This window comes from Pontivivens nitratireducens, assembly GCF_011290545.1.
GTDB classification, from domain to species: domain Bacteria; phylum Pseudomonadota; class Alphaproteobacteria; order Rhodobacterales; family Rhodobacteraceae; genus Pontivivens; species Pontivivens nitratireducens.
On the sequence record NZ_CP049811.1, the window covers coordinates 1,005,543 to 1,032,500 of the forward strand.

Sequence of the window (26,958 nt, forward strand, 5' to 3'; positions counted from 1 at the left end):
CGTCGGGTTTCGCGCGGTCGGGTCTGTTACGTCAGCAGGCCTGACCTTATTGGCACTTGCACACGTGCCCTTGACGACTGCCGCTCGCCTTGTCCACACTTTGGTTCGGCCCCAAGGGCTGCAAACACATCCCGGCCAAAGGTCGGCTCCCGTTGTATTGGGCAGCGGGCTACCCAGGGAAGAGGTATTCTATGACAAAATCCGTATTCTTCGGCGCACTTGCAACGGCAGGCCTGCTTGCAGGTGCTGCATCCGCACAGACGCTGGCGGAAGTTCAGGAACGCGACACGTTGCGCTGCGGCGTGACGACAGGTCTCGTGGGCTTCGCTGCTCCGAATGAGACCGGTGAGTGGGAAGGCTTCGACGTCGCCATCTGTCGCGCAGTCGCGGCCGCGGTTCTGGGCGATGGCTCGAAGGTCGAGTTCATCCCGACGACCGGCTCCACACGCTTCACCGCGCTCGCATCCGGCGAAATCGATCTGCTGGCGCGTAACACCACCTGGACGTTCTCTCGCGATGTCGATCTCGAATTCGAATTCATCGGCGTGAACTACTATGATGGTCAGGGCTTCCTGGTTCGCAAGGATCTGGGCGTGACCTCGGCGAACGAACTGGACGGCGCGACCGTCTGCATCCAGACCGGCACCACGACCGAGCTCAACCTCGCCGATTTCTTCCGTGCGAACGACATGTCCTACGAGCCGGTTCCGATCGAGACCAACGCAGAGGCACAGCAGCAGTACCTGGCCAACGCGTGTGACGTCTATACGACCGACGCATCCGGCCTGGCTGCAACCCGCGCTTCGTTCGAAACGCCCAGCGACCACATGCTGCTGCCCGAGATTATCTCCAAGGAGCCGCTCGGCCCGCTCGTTCGTCACGGCGACAACGCATGGGGTGATATCGCGCGCTGGACGCTGAACGCACTGATCGCTGCCGAGGAGCTGGGCATCACCTCCGAGAACCTCGAAGAGATGTCCGCAGGCACCGACAACCCCGAGATCAACCGTCTGCTGGGAAGCGAAGGCAACCTGGGTGAGATGCTCGGCCTGTCCTCGGACTGGGCTGTCAACGCGATTTCCGCCGGCGGCAACTACGGTGAGATCTTTGAGGACAACATCGGCGTAGACACTGCGATCGGCCTTGATCGTGGTTTGAACGCACAGTGGACCGATGGCGGCCTGCTCTACAGCCCGCCGTTCCGTTGATCTGAACGACTTGGAAGGGCGCGCCATTGGCGCGCCCTTCGACTATTGGGGAACCGTGGCGGGAACCACCGGCGACAGACCGGGGCATCGCTCGTAACCAATCGCTCCGATTGAGGGGCTTACCAGGGAAGAGGGGCGGGTATGACCGCGATGACCGACACGCAGTCTGACCAGGGGTTTCATCCCAGTCAGCTGATCTACGATACCAGATACCGTTCCGTAACGATCCAGATCATCGCATTGATCTGCGTTCTCGCCGGATTTGGATGGCTCATCAACAACGCTGTCACGAATCTCGCGGCCGCCGGACAGGATTTCAATTTCGACTTCCTAGGCAACGTCGCCGGCTATGACATCAACCAGAAAATCATCGATTACGACAGCCAGATGACGCATGGCCGGGCTACTCTCGTCGGGCTGCTCAACACGCTGCTCGTGGCCGTTCTGGGCTGCATCACCTGTACGGTGATCGGTGTCACGATGGGTGTTCTGCGGTTGAGCAACAACTGGATCGTGCAAAAGCTCGCCACCGTCTATGTCGAGGGATTCCGCAACGTGCCGGTTCTGCTGTGGATCGTTCTGACCATGGGTGTGATGATCAAGCTGCCACCGGATCCGCGCGCGTTTCGCAGCGGCGATGCGTCCATGATCCTGTGGGACAGTGTCGCGATTACCAACCGGGGCGTCTACGTTCCGCGCATCGTCTATGAGGCCGGTTCCTCGATCGTGGTCGGTGTGCTGATCCTCTCGATTATCGGCATCTTCGCGTTCCGTCGCCTGGCGCGCAAACGGCAGGAGGCGACGGGGGCGATTCTGCCGGTCTTCTGGGTCAGCCTCGGCTTGCTCTTCATTCCCGTGATCGTCGCGCAGTTCGTGATGGGATCGCCGGTTAGCCTGCAAAACCCGTATTTCCGGGGGTTCAACTTTACCGATGGTGTGCATCTGAGGAACTCGCTGATCGCACTCTGGCTGGCCTTGTCGCTATATACCGGGGCGTTCGTCGCGGAAAACGTCCGGGCGGGTATCCTTGCCGTCAGCAAGGGACAGACCGAGGCGGCGGCGGCGCTGGGTATTCGTCCGCGCCGGATCATGAACCTCGTCGTGTTGCCGCAGGCGATGCGCGTGATCGTTCCGCCCATGATCTCGAACTACCTGAACCTGACCAAGAACTCGTCGCTGGCTCTGGCGATCGGCTACATGGATCTGACGGGTACGTTGGGCAACATCACTCGAAACCAGACCGGGCGGGAGATGGAATGCGTTCTGCTGTTGATGGGAATCTACCTGATCCTGTCGCTGAGCATCTCGACCCTCGGCAATATATACAACAATTCCGTCAAGCTGAAGGAGCGCTGAGATGAGCGATACGCACGCAAATAGCATCGCCTTCGTCCGCGATACGGAATTGCCACCGGCGCCACCGCCCGCGGCAGAAACCGGTGTAATCAGATGGATGCGGGAAAACCTGTTCTCCTCGGTCCTGAATGCGGTCCTGACTGTGCTCAGCCTGCTGGTGATTTTCATGGTGCTGCGGGGCATGATCCCGTGGTTCTGGAATTCCACCTGGAACGCAAACTCGCTGTCTGAATGCCGGGAAATGGGGTCCGGTGCGTGCTTTGCCGTGATCCGTGAGCGGTGGCCGCAATTCTTCTTCGGTTTCTACCCCAACACGGAATACTGGCGGCCGGTTCTGACATTCTTTCTGCTGTTCCCAGCGATAGCGCCTGTGCTGTTCAACAGGGTGCCGAAGCAAGCGCTCCTGTTCAGCATGCTCTACCCCTTCATCGGCTACTGGCTGATCTGGGGCGGGTCGTTGGGCGGCCCGGTGGGAACGTTGCTGGGCGTGGTTGCGGCCTATCTGGTCTACCGCGTTCTGGTGCAGCACACGGCGGTGCTGGCACTGCTCGCCGGGGTTGCGGTGCTGATCATCTGGATGCTGTTCCTGAACGATTTCGTCATCGGGCAGCTGTCAAACCTGTTCGGCCCCGGGCTGGAGCAAATCGACAGCCGCATGATAGGTGGCTTCTTGCTGACGATGATTCTGGGCATCGTGTCGATCTCGCTGGCGCTGCCCATTGGCATCCTGCTGGCGCTGGGGCGTCAATCGGACCTGCTGATCATCAAGGCGATCTGCATCGGCTTCATCGAGTTCATTCGCGGTGTGCCGTTGATCACCCTGCTGTTCGTGGCAAACGTCTTGCTGTCCTACTTCCTGCCGCCGGACACCACATTCGATCTGGTGCTGCGAGTAATCATCCTGATCACCATGTTCGCGTCCGCGTATCTTGCGGAAGTGATCCGGGGCGGGCTGGCGGCCTTGCCGCGCGGGCAGTACGAGGCGGCGGATTCGCTGGGTCTCGACTACTGGCAGGCGATCCGTCTGATCATTCTGCCGCAGGCGTTGAAGATCTCGATTCCCGGCATCGTGAACGTGTTCATCGGTGTGTACAAGGATACGACGCTCGTCTCGATCATCTCCATGTACGACCCGCTGGGCGTGGTGCAGCCGATCCTGTCGGATGCGGACTGGAACGGGATTCTGTGGGAGCTTTACGGTTTCGTCGCGCTCTTCTTCTTCATCAGCTGCTACAGCATGTCTCAATATTCGCGGTATCTGGAGAACAAACTCCGTACCGACCATCGTTAAGGGAGCCGTTCACATGGCAATGGCAGAAAACACCGCAAAGATCCCCGGCGTCAGCGATGAGGTCGCGATCTCCATCCGCAACATGAACAAGTGGTACGGCGATTTCCACGTTCTGCGCGACATCGACCTGACGGTGCAGCGCGGCGAACGGATCGTTATCTGCGGACCGTCCGGTTCGGGCAAGTCCACGCTGATCCGCTGCATTAACGCGTTGGAAGAGCATCAGAAGGGTGAGATCGTGGTGGACGGCACTGTGCTGTCCTCCGACCTCAAGAACATTGACAAGATCCGGTCCGAGGTCGGCATGTGCTTTCAGCACTTCAACCTTTTCCCGCATCTGACGATCCTTGAGAACTGCACCCTGGCCCCGATCTGGGTGCGCAAGATGCCCAAGGCAGAGGCCGAGGAAATCGCGATGCACTTCCTGACCAAGGTGAAGATCCCCGAGCAGGCGGACAAGTATCCCGGCCAGCTGTCGGGCGGTCAGCAGCAGCGTGTGGCGATCGCGCGTTCGCTGTGCATGAAACCTCGGATCATGCTGTTCGATGAGCCGACTTCGGCGCTCGACCCCGAGATGATCAAGGAGGTGCTCGACACCATGGTCTCCCTCGCGGAGGAAGGCATGACAATGCTGTGCGTGACGCATGAGATGGGCTTTGCCCGTCAGGTCGCGAACCGCGTCATCTTCATGGATGCCGGTCAGATCGTGGAGCAGAACGAGCCCGAGGAGTTCTTCAACAATCCCAAGAGCGAGCGGACTCAACTGTTCCTCAGCCAGATCCTGGGTCACTGAGCATCCGAGCATTGCTCCCAAGGGCGCCGGGGGAAACTTCCGGCGCCCTTCGCATGAAAAATATATTCCGTTTCAATGGCATGTGACCTTTGCCGCGAAAACGTCCTTTCCCCTACTGGGATACGCTCCGAAGCTTCCTAGTTAAGGGTTGAAACCCTTTCACTCCGATCGAGGCCCGAACGTGCAGCAGACCGTGCCATACGAAGCCGGCCCTTGGAGATTCTTGCCCTCGGCAGTGATGGCGGCAGCCTTTGCGTGGTTCGCGACGTTTTTGCCTTCCGCCAGCGCGGGTCAAACGGCGGAGGTTGTGTTCCCCTGGGTGCCCACGCTGGGAATCGACATCGCCTTCCACCTGGATGCGCTGTCCTTGCTGTTCTCGCTTCTGATCACGGGTGTCGGCGCGATCTGCTTTCTGTATTCGGCCGAGTATTTCCATAACGACCGCCGGTTGAAGCGTCTGTTGACGCTGATGGTGCTGTTCGCCATGTCGATGCTGGGCGTCGTGCTGGCCGACGACGCCGTGACATTATTCGTGGCGTGGGAGTGCACGACGATCACATCGTTCCTGCTCGTCGGCTTCGATCATCACAAGGCCGATGCCCGCTACAAGGCGCAACAGGCCCTGCTGGTGACAGGCATGGGGGGGCTGGCGCTGATGGCCGGTCTCATCATCATGGGATCCGTCGCGGGAACGTTCCGTCTGTCTGAAATGGCGGATTTCGCAGGCTTCACATCCGATCCACTGTATCCCGCGATGCTGATCTTGGTTCTGATCGGTTGCTTTACCAAATCTGCACAGTTTCCATTCCATTTCTGGCTGCCGGGCGCGATGGCGGCACCGACGCCGGTATCGGCCTATCTGCATTCCGCCACCATGGTGAAGGCCGGGGTCTATCTGGTCGCGCGGATGACGCCGATGTTGGGCGGTACGGAGGTTTGGTCCTGGACGCTGACTCTGGTGGGCGCGACGACGATGGTGGTGGCCAGCTTCTGGGCGCTGCGCCAATCCGATCTGAAGCTGATGTTAGCCTGGACCACGCTGATGGGGTTGGGTGCACTGATGCTCGGACTGGGCGGTGGGGGGTATTACGCGATCGGCGGTGCGATGACCTTCATCGTCGTCCACGCGTTCTACAAGGCGGCCCTCTTCCTGGGTGTCGGGCTGCTGGACAAGGGCGCCGGCACGCGCGAGGTGGGGGAGCTCGGCGGCCTGCGCGGGGCCATGCCGATGTCGTTCATCATCATTGCGCTCGCCGCGGCGAGCATGGCTGGGTTGCCGCCTTTCGTCGGGTTCATCGGCAAGGAGTTGATCTACGAGGGTGCCTTGCATGCCACGACCGAGGAGATCTTCGTGCTGACCATGGCGGTCACGGCGAATGCGCTGATGGTCGCGGTGGCATTGGTTCTGGCCATCCGGCCATTCTTCGGCACGTTCCGCGCTCCGCACGCGTCGCCAGCAGACCCCTCGATCCTGATGTGGGGCGGCCCGGCCTTGCTCGCCCTGGGCGGGCTTGGGCTCGGGCTGGTGCCGGGACCTTTCGGCGCCCTGATCGGCCAGATCACCGAAATCGTGCGGGCCGCGCCGGGGGCGCCTGAGCTCAAGCTCTGGCACGGGGTGAACGGTGCATTGATGCTGTCCTTGCTGACATTCGCGCTGGGCGGTGTCTTTTTCTGGGGGGTGCCACAACTTCGCGCCGCGCTGATCCGCGAGGAAGACCGTGTTCCCGACAGTGCGGCGGTCTACGATATCTTGCTCAATGCGATGCGCGATACGGCGGCCTGGGTTGCGCGAACGACGCAGAACGGACGCATGATGTCATATCTGCGGGTCACGTTCACGACCCTGGCGCTGATGGTCTGGGGGGCGATTTTCGTCGGTACGGGGGCGGTCGCGCAGATTGACCCGGACATTCCGCTGTTCCACTGGGGGCTGGTCATCGCCATTGCGGCCAGCCTGTCCACCATCATCTTTACCGGATCCCGCTTGGTCGCGATTACGGCGCTGGGCGGCATTGGCCTGGCGATTGCGGTGATTTACGTGCTGTATTCCGCGATCGACGTGGCAATGACGCAATTGTTGACCGAAACCCTGATCGTCGTGTTCGTCGCGGTGGCGTTTACCAAGCTGCCTCGGGCCGGTACGGGAGCTTTGCGGATCGGAGACGCGATCATCGCCGCGATTCTGGGCTTGGGCGTGACGTTCGCCCTGCTGGCCGTTCTGGGCAGCGGGCTGGAGCAGGATGTCAGCTCGTTCTATTTGGAAGCGGCGTATCCGCAAGCGGCCGGGCGCAATATCGTCAACGTGATCCTGGTGGATTTCCGCGCTCTGGATACGCTGGGTGAGGTCGCTGTGGTTCTGATCGCAGGCATCGCGGCACTGGCCGCTCTGCGCGCCGGGCGGGAGATGAAGAAATGAACTCGATCATCCTGCGGACCGGAACCCGCGCTCTGATTCCGGTCTTTCTGTTCGTCGCGCTGATGACACTCTGGCGGGGGCACAACGATCCCGGTGGCGGGTTCATCGGCGGTCTGCTGGCGGCGATCTGCGTTGCGCTGATCGAGAAGGCCTTCGGCGTTGCGCAAGCCCGGCGGTGGCTGATCCTGCCGCCCATGATGATCGCGGGTATCGGGCTGAGCTGTGCCATCCTCAGTGGTTTGTGGGGTGCGCTTGCCAACGGCTGGTTCCTCAGCAGTGTTTGGCCGCTCTATGAAAACGTCGATGGCAAATGGGAGGGTCTGGCCGCAGGTTCGATTCTGTTGTTCGACAGCGGCGTGTTTCTGGTCGTCGTGGGCGTGGTCAGCGCGATTCTGTTCGCGTTGGAGGAAGCCGGCGTGCCCGAAAGCAGGAAGGACGAGCCCTAATGGAAACCATTGTTGCGGTCCTTGCCGGTTTGCTAGTTGCAGGCGGCGCCTATCTTATGCTGTCGGGCAATCTGGTGCGCTATATCCTCGGCCTGACGATCCTGTCCAATGCCGCGAATCTGGTGATTTTCGCAGCGGGGCGCATGGCGACGGCGGCTCCGGCCTTGACGGCATATGGCGCGGACGCCCCGGCCTCCGGTGTGGCCAACCCCGTGCCGCAGGCGCTGATCCTGACGGCAATCGTTATCGGGTTCGGGCTGTTCTGCTTTGCACTGACCCTAGCCTATCGGGCGTTCTATGCAATGGGAACGGCACGGATGGATGCGATGCGCATCGCAGAACCGCGTGAGGATCGTGGATGATACTGGTCTGGCCATTTCTGATCCCGCTGATATCCGCCGCGCTGATGGTCCTGCTGCGAAGCCGGGAGAACGTCCAGCGCTGGGGCTCCGTCGCGGCTGCGGTCTCGCTGCTGATCGCATCGCTGGCACTGTTGGTGCGCGTATTGTCCGAAGGTCCGGTGGCCGTGCAGGTCGGCGGTTGGCCCGCGCCGTTCGGAATTACCCTGGTCGCGGATTTGCTGAGTGCGGCGATGGTTTTCATTACCGGGATCGTCGCCGTGGCTGTGGCGATCTACGGGTTGGAGGAGATCGACCGCCGTGAAAGCTGGCACGGCCATCATGCGCTGGTTCAGGCCCTGCTGGCCGGTGTTTGCGGGGCGTTTTTGACCGGCGATATCTTCAACCTCTACGTTTGGTTCGAGATCATGCTGATCGCGTCCTTCGGTCTTCTGGTGGTGAACGGGACCAGAAAATCGGCGGATGGCGCGGTGAAATATGTCGGTTTGAACCTGATCGCCACCTTCGCGTTCCTTTCCGGGGTCGGGCTGCTTTACGGCTTCACCGGCACGTTGAACATGGCCGATCTGTCACAACGGTTGGAGGGACGGCAGGAGGAAGTCGCGGTGCTGGTCAGCGCGATGTTGCTGATGTTCGCGTTCGGCGCAAAGGCCGCGATGTTTCCCGTCTTCAACTGGCTGCCTGCGAGCTATCACACCCCGTCCGTGACGACATCGGCCCTGTTTTCCGCCTTGCTGACCAAGGTCGGGGTCTACGCCCTGATCCGCACGTTCACGCTGATTTACGATCTGGATGTCCCGCTGGTGCGCGGAACGCTCTTGTGGGGCTCTGTTGCGACGATGGTCGTGGGCGTTCTGGGCGCAGCGGCGCAGAACCATTTCCGACGTATCCTGGGTTTCCACATCATCAGTCAGATCGGCTACATGGTGCTGGGTCTTGCATTGGCCACGCCGGCTGCCCTGCTGGGGGCAATCTTCTATCTGTTTCACCATATCATCGTTAAGGCGAACCTGTTCCTGATCGCCGGGGCAGCGCGGAAACTGACCGGATCGGAGGAGTTGCCAAAGATCGGCGGGCTCTATGCGGCAACTCCGCTGCTTGCCGTGCTGTTTCTGATTCCCGCGCTCAGCCTTGCCGGCATCCCGCCTTTGTCGGGGTTCTGGGCGAAGTTCCTGATCGTAAGCGCCAGTCTGGACATGCAATCGTGGTTCATAGCCTTCGTGGCCCTCGCCGTAGGGCTGCTGACATTGTATTCCATGTCGAAGATCTGGTTGGAGGCGTTCTGGAAACCGCATCCTGACGGTGACCAAGCAATAGAAGGCACGCTGCCCGTTGCTATGCTGGTGCCAATCGTAGGGCTGGGTATCATGACGGTCACGATAGGGCTTGCCGCAGGGCTATTCGTCGATGCCGCGATGGTGGCGGCGGAGCAAATCCTCAGCCCTCATGCCTACATAGATGCCGTATTGGGAGCACGCCAATGAAACATCTGCTGCGCCCGTTCTGGGTTCTGAACCTGCTGTTGTATTTCGTCTGGGATTTGCTGTGGTCGTCGCTCGAAGTGGCGTGGGACGTTCTTACGCCGCAGGATCGTGCCCGGCCCAGGGTGCTGCTGCTGCCGCTCGACGCGCGCTCCGATGCGGAAATCATGGCGACGGCGAACCTTATCAGCCTGACCCCGGGATCATTGAGCATCGATGTCAGCGACGATCGCGCGACGTTGATGATCCATACCATGTTCGGCGCGGAGGACCCGGAGGGCACGAAGAATAGCCTTAAACGCGGGATCGAGCGACGTGTGCTGAGGGTGCTGCGATGATCTTTCTGGGATTGAGCCTGTCCGGCCCGCTGGGATGGGCGCTTACCATATCGGCCGGGATGATCATGGTCGCGTCCACCCTGATCGTGTGGCGGCTGTTAAGTGGGCCCTCTCTCAGCGATCGTGTCGTGGCGCTGGATACACTGTCGCTGCTTCTGGTCTCGTTCATCGTGATCTTTTCCGTGGCGTCCGGGGTCAGTGCCTATCTGGATGCGGCGTTGGTGCTGTCACTGGTGGCCTTTCTGAGCACGGTGGCCTTCGCGCGGTTTATCGAGAGAACAATCGCCCAGGGAGGCACGGATGAGTGAGTGGATCGCATCGGGTCTGATCCTGACCGGCTCGACCTTCATACTGATCGCGGCAATCGGCCTCGTGAAGATGCACGACGTGTATCTGCGAATGCATGCGGCGACCAAGACGGGCTCTTTGGGGCTGGGGCTGATCTGTAGCGGGGCAATCGTGCTGGCTGACAACTGGACCGCACGCATTGAAATAGGGCTGATCCTCGTCTTTATGCTGGTGACGGCGCCGATCGGGGCGCATCTGATCGGACGGGCCGCATTTCGTGCGGGCGTGCCGTTTTCCAGTCGAACCCAGTTCGATGCGGGGTGCGAGGGATTCGGTTCCCCGCGCCGTGCGAACAGTGACGATCAACAAGCTTGATTTTACATCAGGATAGCTTATCTCAGACCCATTCCGGCATGACATGCTTTGACGCTGCGGCACTGATCCGCCCAGTCTCTCACATGCGTTGATTGCAAGGCAGCAATGTCCTAAATGGGACTTCTGTGAATTTTTGATGAACGTATATATCGGCGTTCCTAGCAGTTTGATAAGAGACGAGGACGACATGTTCGACGATTTCGACGGGCAGGCATGGTCGAACGACCAGGGTAATCGCGCACAAAAGCTGTTTGCAGCAGTCGTGCTTGCGGCCCTTGACGATGCTATTGCTGATGACAAAAAATATGGCAACGGCCCTGACGTGATCGCACGATGGGCGCGCAGCCGCGATGGCCGTGAAGTGCTGATGTGTGCGGGTATCGACCCGACGGAGCGGTGCGTGACCGGCCTGATGGAATTCGTGAAAAAGGGTGTCCGGACCTCGGTCGCGCTCAGCCGTGAAGAGAGTGAGCGTCGGGCTGCCGCCTGACAGTAACTTTCGATGCGCTGCAAAAAGGGTTGCCCTCAGGGGCAGCCCTTTTCCGTTGGCGACAAGGTCGGGGCGCTAACGCGCGAACATGCTTGTCGCGGTTTGGGCGGCATAGCTGACAGCCGCGATCTGATCGAACCCGATCTCCCCCCCGTGCCGGAACCATGTCGGCTGCATCGCGCGGATCCATTCGATACGCGTGTTATCGTCGAGACGCACGATCCTCAACCCGTCCTGTCGCGCTTGCTGCTGGGCGATATTGGCGAGTTCGTAGGCGAAGCGATTCCGCTCCAACGTCACAATCTCAATGAGCAAATTCAGATCGTCGCGCAGTTCGGCATCCAGCGAATCCCAGAATTGCGGGGAGGTGACCAGCATGTACTGCACCAGCCCGTGATTCGTTTCGGTTATGCTGTCATGGCTGTAGGCGAGGCCACGCGCCGAAATGTCGGTCCATGTGCTGTTCTGTCCATCGACCTCACCCGATTGCAGCGCGTCCGCCAATCGGGTCGGAGGGACTTCCAGCGTTTGCGCGCCAAGTTCGGTGAAGTAATCCGCCTCGATCAGTGCGTGCTGGGTGCCGAAGGTCATGCCGGAGATGTCCTCGGGGCTTTCGATCGGGGCTAGTGCGGACATCGCCTTCATTCCATCCGCCCAAAATGCCAAGCCCATCAGGCCCTTGTCGACCTCCTCCGTCAGCAAGCCACGCCCGAGGGGACTGTCTTGATAGTCGAGCACGACAGGCAGGTCCCTGAACAGGAACGGCAGGTCAAAAATCAGAAACCGTTCGGAGATATCGCCCATATTGCCCATGGCCGGGGCCGCCATCTGGTATTGCCCTGACGCCAGTCCGTCGAGGACCGTGGCATCGGAATAGGTCTCGGATTCGGCGATGACCGTCATACAGGCCCGACCGTCCAATTCGTTATTTACCAATTCGGCCAGAAAGGCGGCAGCTTCGCCTTTGGGGTGGCCGACCGCGGGCGCGTCATGCTCGAACCGGATCGAGACCTCTCCCGTGTCGCATTGAGCAGTTGCGACGGAGGCCGTGATCATCAGGAAGGCGAGTGATTTTAGGATCATATCTGAAAGGTTCCCTGCAACTGTAGCGAGAGCCTAGGGAAAGGATTTGCGTTGGTAAACAACCTTCACGACAACCGGAGTGGCCGCAAACTGCGCGGTTGGAGGCATTGAAGGCACTTACGCGCTGGTCCCCGCGAAGCTATTTCGGCACCGCCTTGCCGAATTTACCGAAGGGTTACGGCACGACGAAAGCTGGTTTCGACCTGATCAGGGCAGATATCCTTGCCCCGGTCAGACCGCCGCGCAGTCAGCCATTCGCGAAATGCCGTAGATCACGATGGCGGCCAGCCTTTTCTCAGCTATCCATCTTCAGCGCGTTGATGAACGCTTCCTGCGGGATTTCGACCCGGCCGAACTGACGCATCTTCTTTTTGCCGGCCTTCTGCTTGTCGAGCAGCTTGCGCTTGCGGGTCGCGTCGCCGCCGTAGCATTTGGCGGTCACGTCCTTGCGCAGCGCGGAGATGGTTTCGCGCGCGATGATGCGACCCCCGACGGCGGCCTGAATCGGAATCTTGAACATGTGCTGTGGGATCAGCTCCTTGAGCTTTTCGCACAGAACGCGACCGCGTGCGTCGGCACGGGTGCGGTGGACCATCATGCTGAGCGCGTCCACCGGCTCGTCGTTGACCAGCACCTGCATCTTGACCAGCTGATCCTCCTGATAGCCGGTCATCTGGTAGTCGAAGCTGGCATAGCCCTTGGTCACAGATTTCAGGCGGTCGTAGAAATCGAACACAACCTCGTTCAGCGGCAGGTCATAGACGACCATCGCGCGGGTGCCGGCATAGGTCAGGTCGAGTTGCACGCCGCGACGGTCCTGGCAAAGCTTCAGCACATCACCGAGATACTCATCAGGCACGAGGATCGTCGCCTTGATTCGCGGCTCCTCCACCCTGTCCACCTTGACCATATCGGGCATATCGGCGGGGTTGTGCAGGTCGATCATCGTGCCATCAGTCATGTGCACGTGATAGATCACCGACGGCGCGGTGGTGATCAGCTCAATGTTGTATTCCCGCTCCAACCGGTCGCGGATCACCTCCAGATGCAGCAGGCCGAGGAAACCACAGCGGAAGCCGAAGCCGAGCGCGGCAGAGGTTTCCATTTCGGAACTGAAGGAGGCGTCGTTCAGGCGCAGCTTGTCGATGGCATCGCGCAGATCCTCGAACTCAGCCGAATCCACCGGGAACAGGCCGCAGAACACCACGGGAATCGAGGGCGCGAAGCCGGGAAGCATCGTCTCGGTCCCTTTCTTCTCCGTCGTGATGGTGTCGCCGACGGAGGTGTCGCGCACCTCCTTGATGCTGGCGGTCATGAACCCGATCTCACCGGGGCCGAGCACGTCTGTCGCCTGCATTCCGGGGCGGAACACACCGACGCGGTCTACCGGATGGATGGTCCCGTTCGACATGAACTTGATCCGGTCGCCCTTGCGTAGCTTTCCGTCGATGATGCGGACCAGCACGACGACGCCCAGATAGGCGTCGTACCACGAATCCACCAGCATCGCCTTGAGCGGGGCGTCCGCGTCCCCGGTGGGGGCGGGCAGGCGGGTCACGATCGCCTCCAGAACCTCGGGGATGCCGATGCCCGTCTTGGCGGAGATCATCACCGCCTCGGATGCATCAATGCCGATCACGTCCTCGATCTGTTCCTTCACGCGGTCGGGTTCGGCGGCGGGCAGGTCGATCTTGTTGAGGACGGGCACAATCTCGTGGTCCGCGTCGATGGCCTGATAGACATTGGCGAGGGTCTGCGCCTCCACCCCTTGCGAGGCATCGACGACCAGCAGCGACCCCTCGACCGCGCGCATGGAGCGCGACACCTCATAGGCGAAATCGACATGGCCGGGCGTGTCGATCAGATTGAGCACGTAGGATTCGCCGTCCTGCGCGACATAGTCGATACGCACGGTCTGCGCCTTGATCGTGATGCCGCGTTCGCGTTCGATATCCATCGAATCCAGCAACTGCGCCTTCATATCGCGATCTGCGACGGTGGCGGTGGACTGGATCAACCGGTCCGCCAGCGTGGATTTGCCGTGGTCGATATGAGCCACGATCGAAAAATTGCGGATACGGGATAGATCGGTCATCGGTCACGCCTATTTGGGGTCTGACCGATGACCTGCCAAGAAATGATGGTTTTGTCCATGCGGCTTAGCGAATTGGCACGTCCGAAGGTCAGAGAATTCCGGCAAGCTCGCGCGCGCGGGCCTCTATCAGGTCGAACATCTGGTCAAAACTGCCGTCATAATAGGGGTCGGGCACTTCGGCTCCGTCCAGGAACAGGTCGATGCCAGCCGTGGCATCCTCGGGCGCCATGCCGTAAAGATCCGCGACGTTCTGACGGTCCATCGCCAGGATCGTGTCGAAGCGAATGAAGTCATCGGGCCTGACCTTTCGGGCGCGCAGGTGAGCGTAGTTGTAACCGCGGCGGCGCCCTTCGGTCTGGGCACGGGGATCGGGCGGGACGCCTGCGTGCCAGGCCCCGGTTCCGGCGCTGTCCAGGTGCAAGTGCGGCGCATGATGGCGCAACACAGCCTCCGCCGCTGGTGAACGGCAGATATTACCCAGACACACCAGCAAGATGCTCTTTGTCATGTTTGTTCGTCCCCTGCGCAGCCCCGAAATCGCGCGATGCGACCGTCCCCTCGTGGCAATTCGGCGATGATAAACATAGCGTGCAGCGTTTAAAAAGGTCGCGGCGTGGCCTTTGAGTGGAGTTGCGGCCCCGTCGTCGCCCCTGACATGCGTGCAGGGTGTTAATTGAAAACAGAAAAGCCCCGCAGAGCGTCTGCGGGGCTTTTCTGAAAATTCTGATGCTTCGGTTGGATCAGGCGGCGGATTGCGCGGCCTGAATGTCCTTTTTGACCTTGGCCGCTGCCGGGGACAGATCGGCGTCCTTCGCCTTGGCAAGGAAGCTGTCCAGGCCGCCGCGATGATCGACGCTGCGCATGGCGGCAGCGGAGATGCGGAACTTGAACGCGCGGCCCAATGTGTCCGACAGCAGCGTAACGTCATTCAGGTTCGGCAAGAACCGACGACGGGTACGATTTTTCGCGTGGCTGACATTGTTGCCTGTCAGAACGCCTTTTCCAGTCAACTCGCAACGACGCGACATGGTGAGCCCCTTTTTCCGTGACCCGTAGGTCAGAGAGTTTTTGGATCAGCGAAGCGCACACCAATGCGGGCGGGCCGTCGCCTTCATTCAATTTCGAGCCGTTTCCTTAGCCACGTGGCGGCGGGGCGTCAAGGGGCATCGGGGGTTTGTGGCACAACCGGGGCAGATAGGAACCGATCGAGCGCCATATCCGCCGCAGCCTCGGCTGGAATATCGCCGTTCGCGACCGAAACACGCAGATCGCTGAGCAGGGCGCGGACCTGCGAATCGGCATTCAGACGGGTGCGCAGGCCCTGCTCGATCTCACGCTCCATCCATTGTACGGCCTGCTTTCGGCGCGTCTCGGCCAGGATGCCGGTCTCTCTTCGCCAATCCGCGAGATCCTGCATCGCCTGCCAGGCTTCCTCCAGACCGGAATTGTCCAGCGCGGAGACCGGCATGGCGCGGGGCCACCCCTCCGGATCGTGGGGGCGTTTGCGCAACAAACGCAGCGCGCCGGCATAGTCGGCCACGGTTCGCACGGCGGTGGCCCGCAGGTCGCCATCCGCCTTGTTTACCAGGATGAGGTCGGCGATTTCCATGATGCCGCGTTTGACGCCTTGCAACTCATCCCCACCACCGGGCGCCAGCAGCAGCACGAACAGGTCGGTCATGTCCGCGACCATCGTTTCGGACTGGCCGACGCCAACGGTTTCGACCAGCACGATGTCGTGGCCAGCGGCCTCACACAGGCGGATCGCCTCACGCGTGCGGCGCGCCACACCGCCGAGCGCGGATTGCGAGGGGGAGGGGCGGATGAATGCCTCGGGTGCGCGGCTGAGCTGCTCCATCCGGGTCTTGTCCCCCAGAATGGAGCCGCCGGACCGGGCGGAGGACGGATCGACCGCCAGCACGGCCACCCGGTGCCCCGCCGCGACCAGCATTAGGCCGAACGCCTCGATGAACGTGGATTTGCCGACACCGGGCGTTCCCGACAGCCCGATGCGCAGCGCCGTCCGCTCAGGCAGACCCGTCAGAAGCTCGCGGGCAACCTGCCGATCCTGCGGGCGGGAGGATTCGATCAGGGTGATGGCGCGGGCCAATGCCGTGCGGTTGCCTGCGCACAGCGCCTCGACATCTATGCTGCGACGCCCCATCTGTCCCTCCGTAATCTGCTTCAAAGGCCTGCATGAAGCCCGCTTCACGTGGAGGTGATCGGTGCGCACGATGTATGCGGCCGCGTCCACGTTTATAGTGAAGCAGACCATAGCTTCGGTGTTCAGGGAGTGGAAGATGCGTAGAGTTTTGAGTGCGATGTTGCTGATCGTGGCAGGCGGTGCCGCACAGGCAGAACCGTTCACCCACACATACGATGTACGGTTGGCGGGGCTGCGCGTGGCGTCGGCCACGGTGCAGGGGAGCGTCACACCGACATCCTATAACGCGGCGGCACGGTTGGAGGCACGCGGTCTGGCCGGGCTTTTCACCTCGGGCGATTTCAACGCCTCGGTCCGGGGTACGCGGACCGGACCTGCCGGTTTCATGCCCCAGGCCTTCGCGCAGGTGACCGAGGGCAGCGATGCAGCGCGGCTCGATCTGGTCTATCGGGGGGGGATGCCCGTCTCCGCCGTGTCCAGCCCCGTGCGTGCGGCGGATGAGCGTGCGGTGCCAACATTGAGCAAGCAGGCGGGCACCGTCGATTTTCTGACGGCAGTCGTCGCCTTGACCTATCCCGGCACAGCCGAGGAGATCTGCAACCGCAGTTTCGACAGCTTCACCCTGACGAAGCGCGTGCGGATCGAGGGCGACGGCTTGATCCCCGGCACCCAGAGCTGCCGTGTCATCTATCGCAAGGTGAACCCCGAAACGTTGCAGGCCCGCGATCCTGAGCCCTACACGCTGGAATTGCGGCCGACCACGGACGGTCAGTTCGAGGTGGCGCGTATTCTGGGCCCCTCGGAATTCGGGCAGACGGTGATTTCGCGCACCAACTGATGCTTGAGCCATTGCACGCGCGGGTCTAAGCAGGCGCGGACCCGTTTCTGGAGGAGAGCTGTCATGCCCGATAACCGTCTGATCGTGGCGCTCGACGTGCCAAACGCTCTCGCCGGGATGGAGATGGTGCAGCGGATCGGGCCCGATGTGGGGTTTTACAAGATCGGGCTGGGCATGCTGACCGGCGGCGGTCTGGCGCTGGCCAGCGAGTTGAAGGACCAGGGACACCGGGTCTTCCTCGATATGAAGCTGTTCGACATCGGCGCAACGGTCGAGGCGGCGGTGCGCGGACTGGCGCAGTTCGATCTGGATTTCCTGACGGTGCACGGCGACCCGCATGTGGTCCGCGCCGCCTGCGAGGGGGCGGCGGGAACGGGTCTGAAGATACTGGCCGTGACCGTCCTGACTTCGCTGGACCGCGACGATCTGGACGCCGCGATGATGCAGGGCGGGACGATACCCGATCTGGTGGCGGAACGCGCCGGTCGGGCGTTGGAGGCCGGTGCGCACGGGGTCATCGCCTCCCCGCAGGAGGCCGCGATGATCCGCGCCCTGCCGCAGGCCGAGGGCAAGTTGATCGTGACGCCGGGTGTGCGCCCCGCCGGGGCCGCGCTGGGCGATCAGAAGCGGGTGGCAAGCCCCGCCCGGGCGATCGCGGACGGGGCCGACCACATCGTCGTGGGACGCCCGATCTGGCAAGCGGATGATCCGCGCACCGCCGCCGATGCGATCCTGCGTGAGCTGCGCGACGGTCCCGCCGATCATTGAGGTCGGGCCGACCGGCCTGTGCTATCCTGCCGGTTCGTAAACCCGTTTGTGCCCGTATGTAAGTATCCTGTATGTGAGTATCATGTCCGCTATCTGTCGAGATTGCCTGTCAGATCAGCCCGGTCCCGCGCGGTGCAGGCACTGCGGTTCCCCCCGTGTGTTGCGCCATGAGGAACTGTTCGATCTGACCATGGCGCACATGGATTGCGACGCCTTCTATGCCAGCGTGGAAAAGCGGGATCACCCGCATCTGGCGAACCAGCCGCTGATCGTTGGCGGGGGCAAGCGGGGGGTCGTCTCCACCTGCTGCTATATCGCGCGAATCAAGGGTGTCCGCTCCGCCATGCCGATGTTCAAGGCGATGGAACTGTGCCCCGAGGCGGTCGTGGTGCCGGGACGGATGGATGTCTATGTCGGCGTTTCGCGCCAGATTCGGGCAATGATGGAGGAACTGACCCCCTCGGTGCAGCCGATCAGCCTGGACGAGGCGTTTCTGGACCTCAGCGGAACGCAGCGCCTGCACGGCGCCCCGCCCGCTGTCCTGCTGGCCCGGCTGGCCCGGCGCATCGAGGTGGAGTTGGGAATCACCATCTCCGTTGGATTGTCGCATAACAAGTTTCTGGCCAAGATCGCCTCCGATCTGGACAAGCCGCGCGGATTTTCCGTTATCGGCAAGGCGGAGACCATGGCCTTCCTGCATGATAAGCCCGTGGGCATCATCTGGGGCGTGGGCGCGGCCATGCGTGCACGGCTGGAACGGGATGGCATTCGCACCATCGCCGATCTGCGGCGGTATTCCGAGGATGATCTGTTTCGCAAATATGGCAGCATGGGCGGGCATGTCTGGCGGCTGGCCCATGGCATCGACGACAGGCGGATCACGGTGCGCGAACCGGTCAAGTCGATCAGCAATGAGCGTACATTCAACGAAGACGTCTCCGATCCGGTCAGCCTGGACGGGCATTTGTGGCGGCTGGCCTTGAAAGTCTCGGACCGGGCGAAGGCGGCGGGACTGGCGGGCAGCACCGTGAACCTGAAGTTGAAGACACGGGACTTCAAGCTGATCAGCCGTCAGCTGCGCCTGGTCGAGGCGACGCAGTTGACCGACGAGATCTATGCCGCGACCCGCCCCCTGCTGGAGCGGGAGATTAGCCGGGGGCCGTTCCGACTGCTGGGGGTCGGGTTGAGCCATCTGAGCGCGTATTCCGGCAGCGATGCCGCGCCCGACCTGTTGGATCCCGCAGCACCTCGCCGTAGAGCGGCGGAGCGGGCGAGCGATGCGATTCGGGGGCGTTTTGGTGCGGATGCGATCCTGAAGGGCCGCGCGCTGAGATAAGGTGCGCTGCAACATAGCAGCCATGCGCTTGATGCATGGCGGTATTCCTATTTGTTATATCTCCGCAGCATTTAGGGCGTTTTGTTACAGTTCGATCACATCCTGCGCTGCACCCTTGCTTTGTGTGCAGCGCACCATATAATCGATTACACAATGCTTCGGCGTTGTCGCCCTTCTTGGGCGTTTCCTCCCTAGACTTGGGCCGTGTCTTCGGACACGGCCTCTTTTTTTGGCGCGGCATGATGCGTTCGCTATGTCACGTGACGCGGATCGTGCCATGTAATGGAGCGATCCAGACCGGGAGCCGAAATGCAGCCTACCGCCCTTATCAGCAAACTTCTGCAAGATGTGCGTGCTTCGTACTGGTTCATTCCGGGATTGCTCGTCCTGGCGGCGGTCGCCTTAGCGGAACTGATGCAGCATCTGGACCGTGGCGCGCTAGCGCAGATGTTGCCCGTCTCGCTGCGCGACACGCAGGCCGAGGGGGCGCGTGCCATGCTGTCGGTCATCGCGCAATCCGTGATCGGTGTCGCGGGGGTGATGTTCTCGATGACGGTGGTGGCTGTGTCCTTTGCCAGCAGCAATTTCGGGCCACGCCTGATTGGCAACTTCATGCGGGATCGGGCCAATCAGGTCAGCCTGGGCATCATGATCGCCACGTTCGTCTATACGATGCTGATTCTGCGCGCGGTGCAGGATCCCTCGGCCGAGGGGGCAGACCTGACCGTCGATCTGTTCGTGCCGCATCTGGCGGTTTTGGTGGCGATCGGCCTGGCTCTGATCAGTGTCGTCACGATGATCTTTTTCGTGCATCACATTCCCGAGGCGATCAATCTAGCCAACATCACCTCGGGTCTGGGCGAACGTCTGGTGGCAGCTCTGCATGCCAGCGGGGAGCCGTTCGAGGATGTGTATGAAATCATGCCCGAGGGGCTGCCCGTGCAATATCTGACAGCGGGCGGTTCAGGCTATATGCGCACGCTCAACGCGGTCCGGCTGTCGCGCTTGTCGCTGGATCAGGGGTGGTGGATCGAGGTGCTGGAGGTTCCGGGCGCCTTTCTGGACGATGACAGGAATGTCCTGCGCATCCACGGTGGGCCCGCCTTGAACGACGACCTGATCCGTGAGTTGCGGGGCTGTTTCGCCCTGGGACGTGAGCGGAGCGAGGATCAAAACATGATGTTCATGATCGACCAGCTGTGCGAGGTGATCGCCCGCGCCCTGTCGCCGGGTATCAACGATCCGTTCACGGCGATGAACTGCATGAACTGGATGCATGTCGCGCTGCTGCTGGCGCTGAAGGAACCACCGGGGCACAGAGGCAGCGCCTATGAACGGGTTCTGGTGCCGGTAATGACGTTTACCCAATTGCTCCAGGCCGGGCATTCCATCAGCCGGCCTTATGTGGCGACCGATCTGAATGCGACGATCCATGTTCTGAAATTGCTCTGCGTACTGGCCAACCGCGTCCCTGACGGCCCGCGCCGCGCCGCCGTGCTGGAGGAGCGGGACGAGCTTCTGGAAATGGCACTGGCATTGCAGTCTGATCCCGGGTCGCAGCGCATCATTCGCCGCGCGGCTGCGGAATGATCACTCCGCTGCCAGAGCCTGACCCATCGCGCCGGCCTGCGCCAATGCGGCGATGACCGGGGTCAGGCGGTCCCGGAACGCGGCGAAATCGGAACGCGGCGCTATCCGGGCCTCATCCATATACAGCGACCGGTCGATCTCGATCTGCAAGGCGTGCATGTTTTGGGCAGGAATGCCGTAAGTCTCGGTTATGTATCCGCCTGCGAAGGGGGCGTTTCGCGCAACGGCGAAGCCAGCGGCGGTAAAGGCGTCATAGGCCAGATCCGAAATCCACGGTGCACATGATGTGCCGAACCGGTCGCCCAGCACGATTTCCGGGCGCCGCCTGCCCCCGGGCAGATTCTGGACCCGCAAGGCTTCATGCGGCATGGAATGGCAATCAATCAGGATCGCATGGCCGTGCCGGATCCGGGCGGTTTGCAACAGTCGGTTGAGCGCGTCGTGATAAGGCGTGTGAACCTGCGCCAGGCGCAGGTCAGCCTCCTCCCGCGTCATGCGCCCGGATCGGATCACACGCCCCCCGGATACCACACGCGGGATTACGCCCAATCCGGCGGAGATGCGCGGGTTCACACCCGGGTGGCGCGGAATATCGACGATGGCCGGGTCCAGTTCCGTTCTGGCGCGGTTCAGATCGACATAGGCGCGGGGAAATCTGGCGGCGAGCAGGGGCGCCCCGTAATCCGGCGCACTGGCGAACAGCGTATCGACGAAGGCATCTTCGGACGAGCGCAGGGTCAACGGGTCGAGTTGGCTGCCTTGCAGGAACGCTTCGGGATAATGCGCACCCGAATGCGGGGAGGAAAACACCGTGGCCCCTGGCGTGCCTCGCCCGTCGGATAGGATGAATGCCTCCACGCGCGTCGTCTCCCCTTCGCATTTGTCGTGACAGCATAACGCGATGCGTGGGCACGTCCATGTATGGGCGTGAATTCGTCAGGTGCCGCGCGGCTTAACCCGGTTCGTGGGCGGAGCAGCGGCGGGATCCTCGGGCCAGGGGTGGCGCGGATATCTGCCGCGCATGTCCTTGCGCACGTCGGAATAGGAGGTGGCCCAGAACCTCGGCAGATCAGACGTCGTCTGCACCGCCCGCCGCGCGGGGCTAAGGAGGTCGATCCGCAGCGGGATGCCGTTGACCGTGGGGTGCGTGGTCAGGCCAAACACCTCCTGCAGGCGCACCTCGACCGAGGGGTGGGCAGGATCGGACCAGTCGATGGGGCAGCGGGTGCCGGTGGGGGCTGTGAACTGCGACGGCGCGCGTTCATCCAGCATCTGGCGCTGCGACCAGTCCAGCAGGTTCAGCAACGGCTCATACGGTTCGAAGCGGCCCAGATCGGCGGCGCTGCGCTGGCCGTGCAGATGCGGGGCCAGCCATTCCTCTAGCGTTGCCAGTAGGGTGTCGTCCGTCACATCGGGCAGGGGCGGTCCGACGAAGCCGATGCGGGTGCGCAGCAGGCGTGAGGCCTTGGACCAGCCCAGCACGTCGAGGCCAAGCTGGCGGATGCCCTCGACCAGCCCGGCGGCGATGGCGTCGTCCGGCGCGTCGGGCCAGTGGCGATCCTCCAATATCAGCGCGCCCAGCATGGTGCGTTGACGCGGCTCGACCTTGCGATGGCGTTTCGACCACTCGCAGATATCGACCTCGCGCAGCCGGTGGGCGTGCAGCTCACGGATTTCCGGCAGCGTCACGGGCAGGGCGAGGCGGACGGTTGCTTCCGTCGGGTGGCCGTCGGTTTCCGCGACCACCAGCAGGGTCTGCGGGGCCAGGGGATCCTCGGCGGCCAGCTTGACGCCCTTGCCCCCGCTGAGGTGATAGCGTGGCGCATCACCGGGGCGGCGCTTGGCGATGCGGTCGGGATAGGCGAGGGACAGCAGCGCGCCGGTCGAATGGCGTGGGCCGGATTTCGCGGCGAAGCGCGACAGGCGCTTGGCCTCCTTGCGAATCTCGGCGAATGGCGGCGTGTGCATTGCCTTGAGCCGCACGGACAGATCGCTGCCCGCGCCGCGCATCGGGTCGCGCGCCTCAAGCAAGGCGGCGAGGTCTGCGGCGACCCGCCCTGCGCCACCCGCGTTGAGCAGCATATGCGCCAGCCGGGGATGCGCGGGCACCGCGGCGGTGGCGCGGCCATGCGCGGTCAGGCCGGTGCGGTCGATGCAGCCCAGATCGTGCAGTAGGGCGTAAGCCTCAGCCAGTGCGCGTTCGGGCGGTGGGGTCAGGAAGGACAGGTCGCTGGCCTGCGCGCCCCAGGTGGCAAGCTCCAGCGCCAAGGGCACGAGGTCGGCATCGGTGATTTCCGGCGGGGCAAAGGCGGCGAGCGCACCTTCCTCTCCCTTCGTCCACATGCGGTAGCAGACGCCCGGCTGCATCCGACCCGCACGGCCGCGCCGCTGCTCTGCCTCGGCGCGGGTCACACGCTCCGTCACCAGGCGGGACATGGCGGAGGCCGGATCGAAACGCGCGCGACGGGCAAGGCCCGCGTCGATGACGATGCGCACCCCCTCGATGGTCAGGGAGGTTTCGGCGATCGAGGTGGCCAACACCACCTTGCGCCCCTGTTTCGCGGGCGCGATGGCAGCCCGCTGGGCGGCAATGGGCATGGCACCATATAAAGGATGCACGGCGATGTCGGCGGGCAGGTCGCCAAGGCGCTGGGCGACCATGTTGATCTCCCCCTGACCGGGCAGGAAGACGAGGGCGGAACCGTCGTTTTCACGCAGCGCCCCCCGCACTTGTGCCGCGACCGCATCGGCCAGCGCGCGGCCCCGCCGCTGCGCGGGGGCCAGCGCGGTGTCGGCCCAATGGGTATCGACCGGAAACATGCGCCCCTCGGACGTGATGACCGGCGCACCGCCCATCAGACCCGCGACAGGCTCCGCGTCCAGCGTGGCGGACATTACGAGGATGCGCAGATCCTCGCGCAGCGCACCGCGCACTTCGAGCGCCAGCGCAAGCCCTAGGTCCGCCTGCAATGACCGCTCGTGAAACTCATCGAAGATCAGGCAGTCGGTGCCGCTCAATTCCGGGTCCGTCTGCAACATGCGGGTCAGGATGCCCTCGGTCACGACCTCGATCCGGGTGCCTGCCACGCTGTCGCCGCGCATCCGGTAGCCGACGCGCCGGCCCAGCGGTTCGTCCAGCAGCTCCGCGATTCTGGCGGCAGCGGTGCGCGCGGCGATGCGGCGCGGTTCCAGCATGACGATGCGGCCCGAAATATGTGGCAGCAGCGCGATCGGCACCTTTGTCGTCTTGCCCGCGCCGGGGGGCGCCTGCAACACGGCCGTCCCCTCGCGCAGCAGGGCGGAGGTGAGTTCGGGCAGCACGGATTCGATGGGCAGGACCATTGCACAGCCATGCGGCAGCGCTGGGCATAAGTCGAGGGGGCGGACTTGAGATGGCTCAAAGTGCTCACCATTTAAGCATGTATGAAGAGGGCGCGGGCCAGAGGGGCGCGCTTCATGCAAAGGCCATATGTGGTGTGCCGTTACGGGCATCGCGGAATTGGCGCTTAAAGACAGGAGAATGCGATGAACTTCGACAAGTTCACGGAACGGTCGCGCGGCTTCGTGCAAGCGGCTCAGACAATTGCCCTGCGTGAGGGGCATCAGCGGTTTGTGCCTGAGCATCTGCTCAAGGCATTGCTGGACGACGATCAGGGATTGGCGACAAATTTGATCAACCGCTCCGGCGGGGATGTCGCGGCCATCCGGCAGGCGGTGGAACTGGATCTGTCCAAGATTCCATCCGTGTCCGGCGACGGCAGCAACCTTTATATGGACGGGCAAACGGCCAAGGTCTTTGCCGAGGCGGAAAAGCTGGCCGAAAAGGCGGGCGACAGCTTCGTTCCCGTGGAACGTCTGCTGACCGCGCTGGCCGTCATCAAGTCCAAGGCGAACGACGCGCTGAAGGCAGGCGGCGTCACGGCGCAGAGCCTCAATGAGGCGATCAACGACATCCGCAAGGGCCGCACCGCCGACAGCGCCACCGCCGAGGAAGGCTATGACGCGCTGAAGAAATACGCACGCGATCTGACCGCCGCCGCGCGTGAGGGCAAGATCGACCCCATCATCGGGCGCGACGAGGAGATTCGCCGCACGATCCAGGTGCTCAGCCGCCGGACCAAGAACAACCCGGTGCTGATCGGGGAGCCGGGCGTGGGCAAGACCGCGATTGCCGAGGGCCTCGCCCTGCGGATCATCAACGGCGACGTGCCGGATTCGCTGGAAGACAAGACCCTCATGGCGCTGGACATGGGCGCCCTGATCGCCGGTGCGAAATATCGTGGTGAGTTCGAGGAGCGTCTGAAATCCGTTCTGACCGAGGTGACGGAGGCCGCGGGCAACATCATCCTGTTCATCGATGAGATGCACACCCTGGTCGGCGGCGGCAAGGCGGACGGCGCGATGGACGCCGCCAACCTGCTGAAACCCGCATTGGCACGAGGCGAGTTGCATTGCGTCGGTGCCACCACGCTGGACGAATACCGCAAGCATGTGGAGAAGGACGCCGCGCTCGCCCGACGCTTCCAGCCCGTCATGGTGCTGGAGCCGACGGTGCAGGACACCATCAGCATCCTGCGCGGCATCAAGGAGAAGTACGAGGTGCACCACGGCATCCGCATCACGGACCGCGCTTTGGTGGCGGCCGCGACCCTGTCCAACCGCTACATCACCGACCGCTTCCTGCCGGACAAGGCCATCGACCTGATGGACGAAGCCGCGAGCCGCCTGCGCATGGAGGCCGATTCCAAGCCCGAGGCGCTGGATGCGCTGGACCGCGACATTATGCAAAAGCAGATCGAGGCGATGGCGCTGCGCAAGGAGGACGATCCTGCCTCGAAGGACCGTCTGGCCAAGCTTGAGAAGGATCTGGCCGAATTGCAGGAACGTTCGTCCGAACTGACCGCCCGCTGGCAGGCGGAGCGCGACAAGCTGCAAGGCAGTCGTGACATCAAGGAGCAGTTGGACCGTGCCCGCATCGAGTTGGACAACGCCAAGCGGCGCGGCGATCTGAGCAAGGCGGGTGAGTTGTCCTACGGTGTGATTCCCGATCTGGAAAAACGGCTGGAGGCAGCGGAGGAAGCCGGCGACGACTTGATGGTCGAGGAGGCCGTGACCGACGAACATGTCGCGGGCGTGGTCGAACGCTGGACCGGCATCCCCGTTGACCGGATGCTGGAGGGCGAGCGTGAGAAGTTGCTCAAGATGGAGGATGCGCTGGGCAAGCGCGTCATCGGGCAGCGGCAGGCGGTGCAGGCCGTCTCGAACGCGGTACGACGTGCGCGGGCGGGTCTGAACGACCCGAACCGTCCGCTCGGCTCTTTCCTGTTCCTCGGACCGACCGGGGTCGGCAAGACGGAGTTGACCAAGGCGCTGGCCTCGTACCTGTTCGACGATGACAACGCGATGGTGCGCATAGACATGTCAGAGTTCATGGAGAAGCATGCCGTCTCGCGCCTGCTAGGCGCCCCTCCGGGCTATGTCGGCTATGATGAGGGCGGCGTGCTGACCGAGGCGGTTCGCAGGCGCCCCTATCAGGTGATCCTGTTCGATGAGGTCGAAAAGGCCCACCCGGATGTGTTCAACGTGCTGTTGCAGGTTCTCGACGACGGGCGCCTGACGGATGGGCAGGGACGGGTCGTGGACTTCAAGAACACGCTCATCATCCTGACCTCGAACTTGGGCAGCCAGGCTCTGTCGAACCTGACGCCGGGGGTCGATGCCTCCACCGTCAAGGATCAGGTGATGGACGCGGTGCGGGCGCATTTCCGCCCCGAGTTCCTCAACCGCCTGGATGAGATCGTGCAGTTCGACCGGTTGAGCCGGGATGAGATGGACGGGATCGTCCTGATCCAGCTGGAGGTGTTGGAGCGGCGTCTGGCGGATCGCAAGATCACGCTCGACCTGTCGCCCGAGGCGATGACCTGGCTGGCGGACAAGGGCTATGACCCCGTCTACGGCGCGCGCCCCCTGAAACGCGTGTTGCAGAAGTATCTGCAAGACCCGCTGGCGGAGATGATCCTGTCCGGACAGATCAAGGACGGCATGCGTGTCGTCGTTGATGCTGGGGAGGATGGACTCGTCATAGGCGAGGGGGATGTGGCTTCGGTCGAGTCAGACCCGTCTGAATGAAGGTGATTTGAGGGGAGTCGTTGTGGATTCCCCTCAAGGACTGGTGCGAGTCGGGTTTGTGTGAGGGTTTTGGGGAGTGGTGGCTTAGGAATGTGACGAAACTGCATTTGAAAT

Annotated in this window: 24 protein-coding genes; 17 read left to right on the forward strand and 7 right to left on the reverse strand. The window is 62.5% G+C overall.

Annotated elements, in window-relative coordinates; translation table 11 throughout:
- Window positions 1-191 precede the first annotated feature (191 nt).
- The 12 genes from G8E03_RS04875 (at window position 192) to G8E03_RS04930 (ending at window position 10,841) form a co-directional block, all read left to right on the forward strand.
- Window positions 192-1,208, forward strand: a complete 1,017-nt coding sequence (locus G8E03_RS04875; RefSeq protein WP_166189282.1) for an amino acid ABC transporter substrate-binding protein — start codon at window positions 192-194, stop codon at window positions 1,206-1,208.
- Window positions 1,209-1,349: 141 nt separating this feature from the next.
- Window positions 1,350-2,564, forward strand: coding sequence for an amino acid ABC transporter permease (locus G8E03_RS04880; protein ID WP_166189284.1), 1,215 nt, complete (start codon window positions 1,350-1,352; stop codon window positions 2,562-2,564).
- A gap of 1 nt (window position 2,565) precedes the next feature.
- Window positions 2,566-3,855: an amino acid ABC transporter permease gene (locus tag G8E03_RS04885; protein ID WP_166189287.1), complete on the forward strand. Its 1,290-nt coding sequence runs from the start codon at window positions 2,566-2,568 to the stop codon at window positions 3,853-3,855.
- A gap of 13 nt (window positions 3,856-3,868) precedes the next feature.
- Window positions 3,869-4,648 carry an amino acid ABC transporter ATP-binding protein gene (locus tag G8E03_RS04890; protein ID WP_430693237.1) on the forward strand — a complete coding sequence of 260 codons (780 nt, stop codon included), beginning with the start codon at window positions 3,869-3,871 and terminating at the stop codon, window positions 4,646-4,648.
- Window positions 4,649-4,886: 238 nt separating this feature from the next.
- On the forward strand, window positions 4,887-7,064 hold the full coding sequence (gene mbhE, locus G8E03_RS04895) for a hydrogen gas-evolving membrane-bound hydrogenase subunit E (RefSeq protein ID WP_166193884.1): 2,178 nt from the start codon (window positions 4,887-4,889) through the stop codon (window positions 7,062-7,064).
- Window positions 7,061-7,510 (forward strand): MnhB domain-containing protein, encoded by a 450-nt coding sequence (locus G8E03_RS04900; protein ID WP_166189289.1) that lies wholly within the window; start codon window positions 7,061-7,063, stop codon window positions 7,508-7,510. Before mbhE ends, G8E03_RS04900 begins: the two co-directional genes overlap by 4 nt.
- On the forward strand, window positions 7,510-7,872 hold the full coding sequence (locus G8E03_RS04905) for a Na+/H+ antiporter subunit C (protein ID WP_166189291.1): 363 nt from the start codon (window positions 7,510-7,512) through the stop codon (window positions 7,870-7,872). Before G8E03_RS04900 ends, G8E03_RS04905 begins: the two co-directional genes overlap by 1 nt.
- Window positions 7,869-9,353 carry a Na+/H+ antiporter subunit D gene (locus G8E03_RS04910; protein WP_166189294.1) on the forward strand — a complete coding sequence of 495 codons (1,485 nt, stop codon included), beginning with the start codon at window positions 7,869-7,871 and terminating at the stop codon, window positions 9,351-9,353. The genes G8E03_RS04905 and G8E03_RS04910 overlap by 4 nt, the downstream gene beginning before the upstream one ends.
- Window positions 9,350-9,688: a Na+/H+ antiporter subunit E gene (locus G8E03_RS04915; RefSeq protein WP_166189296.1), complete on the forward strand. Its 339-nt coding sequence runs from the start codon at window positions 9,350-9,352 to the stop codon at window positions 9,686-9,688. Before G8E03_RS04910 ends, G8E03_RS04915 begins: the two co-directional genes overlap by 4 nt.
- A complete protein-coding gene (locus G8E03_RS04920; protein WP_166189298.1) occupies window positions 9,685-9,996 on the forward strand; it encodes an MrpF/PhaF family protein in 312 nt (103 codons plus the stop codon). Before G8E03_RS04915 ends, G8E03_RS04920 begins: the two co-directional genes overlap by 4 nt.
- Complete coding sequence (gene mnhG, locus G8E03_RS04925; RefSeq protein ID WP_166189300.1) at window positions 9,989-10,351, forward strand: monovalent cation/H(+) antiporter subunit G; 363 nt, start codon at window positions 9,989-9,991, stop codon at window positions 10,349-10,351. Before G8E03_RS04920 ends, mnhG begins: the two co-directional genes overlap by 8 nt.
- Window positions 10,352-10,538: 187 nt before the next feature.
- Window positions 10,539-10,841 carry a DUF6280 family protein gene (locus G8E03_RS04930; RefSeq protein ID WP_166189302.1) on the forward strand — a complete coding sequence of 101 codons (303 nt, stop codon included), beginning with the start codon at window positions 10,539-10,541 and terminating at the stop codon, window positions 10,839-10,841.
- 75 nt (window positions 10,842-10,916) lie between these two features.
- Here the strand turns inward: G8E03_RS04930 and dctP are convergent, their stop codons facing one another.
- The 5 genes from dctP to meaB form a co-directional block, all read right to left on the reverse strand.
- A complete protein-coding gene (dctP, locus tag G8E03_RS04935) occupies window positions 10,917-11,924 on the reverse strand; it encodes a TRAP transporter substrate-binding protein DctP (RefSeq protein ID WP_166189305.1) in 1,008 nt (335 codons plus the stop codon).
- Between the two features lie 295 nt (window positions 11,925-12,219).
- Window positions 12,220-14,019: a translation elongation factor 4 gene (gene lepA / locus G8E03_RS04940; protein ID WP_166189307.1), complete on the reverse strand. Its 1,800-nt coding sequence runs from the start codon at window positions 14,017-14,019 to the stop codon at window positions 12,220-12,222.
- A gap of 88 nt (window positions 14,020-14,107) precedes the next feature.
- Entirely contained in the window at window positions 14,108-14,527 is a 420-nt protein-coding gene (locus G8E03_RS04945) for a low molecular weight protein-tyrosine-phosphatase (RefSeq protein WP_166189310.1), read from the reverse strand.
- Between the two features lie 232 nt (window positions 14,528-14,759).
- Window positions 14,760-15,047, reverse strand: a complete 288-nt coding sequence (gene rpmB / locus G8E03_RS04950; protein WP_166189313.1) for a 50S ribosomal protein L28 — start codon at window positions 15,045-15,047, stop codon at window positions 14,760-14,762.
- A gap of 128 nt (window positions 15,048-15,175) precedes the next feature.
- On the reverse strand, window positions 15,176-16,183 hold the full coding sequence (gene meaB, locus G8E03_RS04955; RefSeq protein WP_166189316.1) for a methylmalonyl Co-A mutase-associated GTPase MeaB: 1,008 nt from the start codon (window positions 16,181-16,183) through the stop codon (window positions 15,176-15,178).
- Between the two features lie 136 nt (window positions 16,184-16,319).
- Between meaB and G8E03_RS04960 the strand changes: the two genes are divergently transcribed.
- From G8E03_RS04960 to G8E03_RS04975, 4 genes are all read left to right on the forward strand, one after another.
- Window positions 16,320-17,021 carry a DUF3108 domain-containing protein gene (locus G8E03_RS04960; RefSeq protein ID WP_166189317.1) on the forward strand — a complete coding sequence of 234 codons (702 nt, stop codon included), beginning with the start codon at window positions 16,320-16,322 and terminating at the stop codon, window positions 17,019-17,021.
- Between the two features lie 63 nt (window positions 17,022-17,084).
- On the forward strand, window positions 17,085-17,789 hold the full coding sequence (gene pyrF, locus G8E03_RS04965; RefSeq protein ID WP_166189320.1) for an orotidine-5'-phosphate decarboxylase: 705 nt from the start codon (window positions 17,085-17,087) through the stop codon (window positions 17,787-17,789).
- Between the two features lie 82 nt (window positions 17,790-17,871).
- Window positions 17,872-19,125: a DNA polymerase IV gene (locus G8E03_RS04970; protein WP_166189322.1), complete on the forward strand. Its 1,254-nt coding sequence runs from the start codon at window positions 17,872-17,874 to the stop codon at window positions 19,123-19,125.
- Between the two features lie 309 nt (window positions 19,126-19,434).
- On the forward strand, window positions 19,435-20,715 hold the full coding sequence (locus tag G8E03_RS04975; RefSeq protein WP_166189324.1) for a DUF2254 domain-containing protein: 1,281 nt from the start codon (window positions 19,435-19,437) through the stop codon (window positions 20,713-20,715).
- Here G8E03_RS04975 and G8E03_RS04980 read toward each other — a convergent pair whose 3' ends face one another.
- Together G8E03_RS04980 and hrpB are read right to left on the reverse strand one after the other, a co-directional pair.
- Window positions 20,716-21,573, reverse strand: coding sequence for an N-formylglutamate amidohydrolase (locus G8E03_RS04980; protein ID WP_166189326.1), 858 nt, complete (start codon window positions 21,571-21,573; stop codon window positions 20,716-20,718). It abuts the gene before it with no gap.
- A 78-nt stretch (window positions 21,574-21,651) separates the two neighbouring features.
- Window positions 21,652-24,057, reverse strand: coding sequence for an ATP-dependent helicase HrpB (gene hrpB, locus G8E03_RS04985; RefSeq protein ID WP_166189328.1), 2,406 nt, complete (start codon window positions 24,055-24,057; stop codon window positions 21,652-21,654).
- Window positions 24,058-24,240: 183 nt separating this feature from the next.
- Between hrpB and clpB the strand changes: the two genes are divergently transcribed.
- Entirely contained in the window at window positions 24,241-26,844 is a 2,604-nt protein-coding gene (gene clpB / locus G8E03_RS04990; RefSeq protein WP_166189330.1) for an ATP-dependent chaperone ClpB, read from the forward strand.
- Window positions 26,845-26,958 lie beyond the last annotated feature (114 nt).